This window comes from Chromobacterium sp. (genome assembly GCF_041912965.1).
Taxonomy (GTDB): Bacteria; Pseudomonadota; Gammaproteobacteria; order Burkholderiales; family Chromobacteriaceae; genus Chromobacterium; species Chromobacterium aquaticum.
The window spans coordinates 1-5,122 of the sequence record NZ_JAYSGF010000081.1 but is presented as its reverse complement, the minus strand read 5'-3'; the positions used below and the strand labels follow the sequence as shown (position 1 = coordinate 5,122).

The window sequence follows — 5,122 nt, the reverse complement described above, 5'->3', positions numbered from 1 at the left end:
GCCCTAGCCTCGCCTAGGCAGGTTTCCAAACTGACATGGAGACCGTGATGACCTTCGCTACTTTTCCTTCCGCTCTTTCCCCTCCCGCCTGCCCGCTGTGCGCAGGAGAACCGTACGACCCCAACAGCGCCGCGCCGCTGGAACAGCTACGCCTATGCCTGCATCAACTGCCGTCCGCCGCAGGCAATCTCGTTGAGCTGGGCGCGCTGGGCCGGCAATTGAGCCGCAGCCACGCCGAGCTGGATGCCCTGCTCTTGCAAGGCACGATCGATCTGCGCGCCGCCCATCTGGGCTTGCAAGCCTTGCTCACCCTGCTGCAAGGCCGTGACGAGCCGCTGCTGTTCAGCAGCGAGGAAGCGCTGGCCTTGCTGGAGCCGGTGCAGCAGCGTTTGCAGCTGGGGCTGCAGCGCATCAATCGCGTGTTTTGATCGGTCGGATGGGGAGCATTGCCATGATGAAGCTATTGAAGCAGCACAATGACACGCTCAAGCGCGCCGCGCGTTTGCTCATTGTCTATGAGGCGCGCAGCGGCGTAGTTGCCTTGACGGACGACTGCCCGGCCCATCCGGCCAATTCCACGGCCATTCTTCAGGAGATTCAGCTGGTGCTCGCCGAGTTTCGCCGTTGGCAGCAACGGCATGGCGAGCAGGAATACGCCCGCGCCGCCATCCTGGCGATGTGGGCGTCCGGCGCGTGGAGCAACCGCGATACTTGCGCGCGGCTGTGCTACCGGCAGGCGGGGTTCAGCAATATGGCGCTGGCGCGTCAGGCCTTGGTGGGGGCGCCGGCGCCGGGGGAGGCGCCTCCCTGAACGGGCACGATGCGTACCTATCCTGAAGCGCTGTAAATACGCGGGACACCACGAATCCCACGCGCGCAGGCTCTCTTCAAGCCTGCCGCCGGGAGGTCTTTAGAGGTGGAGGGGATATTTGGCCAAGCCACTATCTCCTCCCTGCTTGACTCCCTCGCGACGGTGCTTGCCTCGCTCAGGCAGGGCGGAACCGGCCCTAGAGCATCATCCGCGCAGTGGATTCAATGTCTTGAACAACGATCTCTCTCGGAAAGATCGTAAACAGGCTCTTAGAGCCTGTTTACGATCTCGCGAGCTAAGGCGAGACAAGGCGAAAATGGCTGAGAAAGCGGAATGTACAGGTGGTACATGAGCATTTCGAAGACGTTTTCAACGCTGTATCGCCGACGCGCAGCAAATCGTAAACAGGTTCTAAGAGCCGCTAACAAAACCGCGCAGCGTACCTGAGCCAAGGCGCGCCGACGCAGGCAGTACCAGTAGTACGACAAGGAGGCGCAACGCAGGATCAGGGGTTTTGTTAGTGGCTCTAAGCGCAGTTGCCGAAGGCCTTCAGCCGCTCCACATCCACCAAGGTAATATCGCGCCCATCCACCTGGATCAGCTCCGCCTCGATCAGCTGGTGCAGCATGCGCGAGAAGGTTTCCGGCGTCAGGTTGAGCCGGGACGCGATCAGGCTTTTATTCACCGGCAGCGATACCTGCGGCGTGAGGCTGCCGCCATCTTCCGGGATGTGTTGCAGCAGATAACCTATCACCCGCTGCAAAGAGCTTTCGATGGAGTAGCGCTCCACGTCCCGCACCAGGCCGTGCAGGCGCAGCGACAGGCCGGCCAGCAAGCGCCGGGCAAAGGCCGGGTCGTGGTCTATCGCTTGCAGGATGCCGGCCGCTTCCACTTTCAGCAGCATGCCGTCTTCCAGGAACTGGGCCATCACCGGGCAGGGCCGGCCCAGGAACATCACCGCCTCGGCGAAGCTCTGGCCGGGGTGGATGATTTCCATCACTTTCTCGCTGCCCTGCGCCGAGGACAACGCCAGCTTCACCCGGCCGTACACCACCAGGAACATGCCGTCGCAGGGGTCGCCCTTCTGGAAGATCACCTGGCCCTTGAGGCCGCGCAGTTCTTGGGTGTGCGGCACCAGCGCCTGGATTTGCTCCGGGGACAGTTGCTGGAACAGCGGCTGGTGGCGCAGGAAGGAAGGGATGTCCAGATGGCTCATGACGGTTTGGCTCGATGATGGGTAGGTTCTCACTATAAAAGCGCGCTCCGCCAAGGACCATGGGCCATTGGCAGCAGCCGCCTAGTTCGATGTGATTAGAGCCGCCAACAAAACCGCTGATCCTGCGTTGCGCCTCCTTGTCGTACTACTTGTACTGCCTGCGTCGGCGCGCCTTGGCTCAGCTACGCTGCGCGATTTTGTTAGCGGCTCATTTAGAACCGGGCTTCCCGGCTCCACGGCGTCAGCTCCGGCAGCGTGTGGCGGCCCGGCTCCACACCGATTTCCACATCGCTCAGATAACAGGCCGGGTCCGCCGCCCAGAAGTCTCCGCTCAGCTCCCAGGCGCGCACTCGGGTATTGCCGTTGCAGATGGCCAGATGGGCGCAAGCGCCGCAGCGGCCGGCCACCGGGCGCGGGGATTGGCGCAGGCCACTCATCAGCGGGTGCCGCGGCTGTTGCCAGATACTAGAAAACGGCTGTTCGCGCACATTGCCCAGCGTCACTTTCCACCACATGGTGTCCGGGTGCACATTGCCCAGGTTGTCGATATTGGCAATGTTGACGCCGCTGGCGTTGCCGCCCCAGCGCCGCAGCGCCCGCAGCAGCGCGTCGGCGCGCTCCGGGTAGTGCCGGCGCGCCCAGTGCAGCAGGTAGACGCCGTCCGCGTCGTTGTTGCCGGTGACGAAGTCGCGCGGCTGGCCGGCCTGGATCTGCGCCAGCGCTTGCTGGATCAGCAGTTCCAGCGCCCAGCGGCTGCGGGCGTGGCGGGCGTCGTCGGCGCGGTGTTTGTTGCCGCGCCCGGCATAGTTGAGGTGGGAGAAGTAGAACTTGTCGATGGCTTCGTCCGCCATCAGTTGCAGCAGCGCCGGCAGGTCCGCGGCGTTGTCTTCGGTCATGGTGTAGCGGATGCCCACTTTCAGGCCGGCGTCGCGCGCCAGCCGCAGGCCGCGCAGCGCCAGTTCAAAGCCGCCGTCCAGCCGCCGGAAGCGGTCATGGGTGGCGCCGATGCCGTCCAGGCTGACGCCGACGTAATCAAAGCCGATGTCGGCCAGCGTGGCGGCAGCGGCCTCGTCTATCAGGGTGCCGTTGCTGGACAGGCCGATATAGAAGCCCAGCGCCTTGGCACGCCGGGCAATGGCCGGCAGGTCCGGCCGCAGCAGCGGCTCGCCGCCGGACAGGATCAGCACGCGCACGCCGTAGGCTTTGAGGTCGTCCAGCACCGCATAGGCTTCGTCGGTGCTCAGTTCGCCGGCAAAGTCGCGGTTGGCGGAGGTGGAGTAGCAGTGCTGGCAGGTGAGGTTGCAGCGGCGGATCAGGTTCCAGATCACTACCGGTCCTTGCGGTCCGGCCGGCATGGCGCGCCCTGGCGGCGGGATGGCCGCCGGCTCGCACAGCAGCCGCAGGTATTGGGTCAGTCGCAACATGGCCGGCTCCACGCGAGAAGATGGCTCAGTGTGCGGCTGGCGGCGGCGGCGGCTCCTTGATGCGGGTCAAATGAAATAGTAGCGATTTAGCCATCTGCCCGTGACTCAATTGGTTTTTACCCCCCCCCCCGCTCAAGCCTCGGGCGGTAGTTGGTAGCGCACCAGCTCCCATTCCACCTCGGTGGGCCGGTAGACCTTCCATTCCTGGCTCAGCCATTGCTGCCACCATGGCAGCGGGAAGGCGACGTCGAGCAAGGGCAGCGGCTGGCCGGCGGTGCAGTAGGTGGTGGGATGGGTGCTGCCCCAGGGCACGCAGCCCTTGGGCGGCCGCGGCCGCCAGTGGGCGTTGACATTGGGCACGTCGCCGCTGCGGCGCAGCGCGCCGATGGGCAGCGCATTGGGGAAAGGCGGGGTCAGCTCGGCCCGTTCGCGCGCGGCTTTGGCCTCGGCTTCGGCGGCGGCCTTGCGCTTGGGGTCGAACAGGCCGGTGGCGGGGTCGAGCTGCTTGGCCTCGGCCAGCTGCTGGATCAGATCTTCGCTGGGCTGAGCCGGCCCCGGCCCACGCCAGGCTTTCAACCATTGGAAGCCGCCGTCCCAGGGCGGCAAGGGGGCCGGCGGCAGCGGCACGATCTGGTCGACTTCTTCTACCGTGGGTTGCAGGTAGGAGTAGTCGTAGAGGAACTCCCCTATCTGTTGGTAACGGCGTTTGCGCTCGGGGTCTTTGGCGACTCCTAGGTAATACAAGCGGTTATTGGATGCGGGGCCATTGAAACCATTTTCTAAAAAGCTGGCCGCACCTGAACTCCCTGCTTTGACGCCGAGTTGTAAAGCCTTAATGCCTTCGTCGTAGTGCTTGTCGGTTTTAAGGTCGATGCCCAATGTTTTTGCCGCGTCAGCATGCCCTTGTTCCGCTGCGCAACGATACATCTGGCGTGCGATATCGGGAGCTTTTCTGAGCGGGATCAACAGTTCGGCAACGTAGAACTGTGCTTCCGGGTTGCCGAGGTCGGCGGCCTTGCGGAAATAGCGCAGCGCCAGCTCGCGGTCGCGCTTGATATTGCCGTAGCCGCGGCTGGTGTAGTAGGCGAGGTTGTAATAGCCGGGGGCGGGGCTCAGGTCCATCAGTTTGTCGTTCAGATCCAGCACTTCGCGGAAGCCGCCGGTGAAGTCGCCATCGGTCAGGCCATTCTGCAAATTGATATTGGCCTTGACGTGGCCATGGGCGGCGGCGATGCGGTAGAGCCGCTGCACTTGTCGCGTGATGTCGGGCTGGCGCTTGAGCAGATTGTACTTTTGCAGGTGGCGGGCGTAGCGGAACAGTTGATCCGCTTCCGGCGTTGGCGCCGGCAGTTGCTGGTGGACGCAGCGGAAGGCCAAGGCCTCTTGCTGTTTGGGGCTGAGGGTGCTGATTCGGGGCTCCTGGGCTAGGGCCGGGGCGGCGATGCTCACGGCTAAAGCCGTCAGCCACAAGGTCACGGCCGCCTGCTGGATCAGCGGACGGTTTGCCGGGTTCTGGCGCGTGCTGGCGTGGCTGAACATCGGATGCTCCTTTCAAGCCTCGGGCGGCAGTTGGTAGCGCACCAGTTCCCATTCCACCTCGGTGGGCCGGTAGACCTTCCATTCCTTGCTCAGCCATTGCTGCCACCACGGCAGCGGGAAGGCGACGTCGAG

Annotated in this window: 5 protein-coding genes; 2 read left to right on the top strand and 3 right to left on the bottom strand. The window is 64.1% G+C overall.

Annotated elements, in window-relative coordinates; translation table 11 throughout:
• The first annotated feature begins 47 nt into the window (after positions 1 to 47).
• Together ACE3QM_RS22535 and ACE3QM_RS22530 are read left to right on the top strand one after the other, a co-directional pair.
• Complete coding sequence (locus ACE3QM_RS22535) at positions 48 to 428, top strand: DUF1484 family protein (RefSeq protein WP_374425037.1); 381 nt, start codon at positions 48 to 50, stop codon at positions 426 to 428.
• Positions 429 to 451: 23 nt separating this feature from the next.
• Positions 452 to 811: a hypothetical protein gene (locus tag ACE3QM_RS22530; protein ID WP_374425035.1), complete on the top strand. Its 360-nt coding sequence runs from the start codon at positions 452 to 454 to the stop codon at positions 809 to 811.
• 526 nt (positions 812 to 1,337) lie between these two features.
• On the opposite strand, the gene ACE3QM_RS22525 is transcribed toward ACE3QM_RS22530, so the two are convergent.
• The 3 genes from ACE3QM_RS22525 to ACE3QM_RS22515 all read right to left on the bottom strand — a co-directional run bounded on the left by ACE3QM_RS22525 (position 1,338) and on the right by ACE3QM_RS22515 (position 4,990).
• Positions 1,338 to 2,027 (bottom strand): Crp/Fnr family transcriptional regulator, encoded by a 690-nt coding sequence (locus tag ACE3QM_RS22525; protein ID WP_048408594.1) that lies wholly within the window; start codon positions 2,025 to 2,027, stop codon positions 1,338 to 1,340.
• A 212-nt stretch (positions 2,028 to 2,239) separates the two neighbouring features.
• Positions 2,240 to 3,451: a heme d1 biosynthesis radical SAM protein NirJ gene (gene nirJ, locus ACE3QM_RS22520; RefSeq protein WP_374425033.1), complete on the bottom strand. Its 1,212-nt coding sequence runs from the start codon at positions 3,449 to 3,451 to the stop codon at positions 2,240 to 2,242.
• A gap of 132 nt (positions 3,452 to 3,583) precedes the next feature.
• The gene (locus ACE3QM_RS22515) at positions 3,584 to 4,990 is read right to left on the bottom strand and encodes a DUF6396 domain-containing protein (protein ID WP_374425031.1); all 1,407 of its coding nucleotides are present in this window, start codon (positions 4,988 to 4,990) and stop codon (positions 3,584 to 3,586) included.
• Between the last annotated feature and the right edge of the window lie 132 nt (positions 4,991 to 5,122).

Excerpts from the sequence above, each read along its gene's own strand:
- ACE3QM_RS22535 (WP_374425037.1), top strand. The coding sequence starts at position 48 with ATGACCTTCGCTACTTTTCCTTCCGCTCTTTCCCCTCCCGCCTGCCCG.
- ACE3QM_RS22530 (WP_374425035.1), top strand. The coding sequence starts at position 452 with ATGATGAAGCTATTGAAGCAGCACAATGACACGCTCAAGCGCGCCGCG.
- ACE3QM_RS22525 (WP_048408594.1), bottom strand. The coding sequence starts at position 2,027 with ATGAGCCATCTGGACATCCCTTCCTTCCTGCGCCACCAGCCGCTGTTC.
- nirJ (WP_374425033.1), bottom strand. The coding sequence starts at position 3,451 with ATGTTGCGACTGACCCAATACCTGCGGCTGCTGTGCGAGCCGGCGGCC.
- ACE3QM_RS22515 (WP_374425031.1), bottom strand. The coding sequence starts at position 4,990 with ATGTTCAGCCACGCCAGCACGCGCCAGAACCCGGCAAACCGTCCGCTG.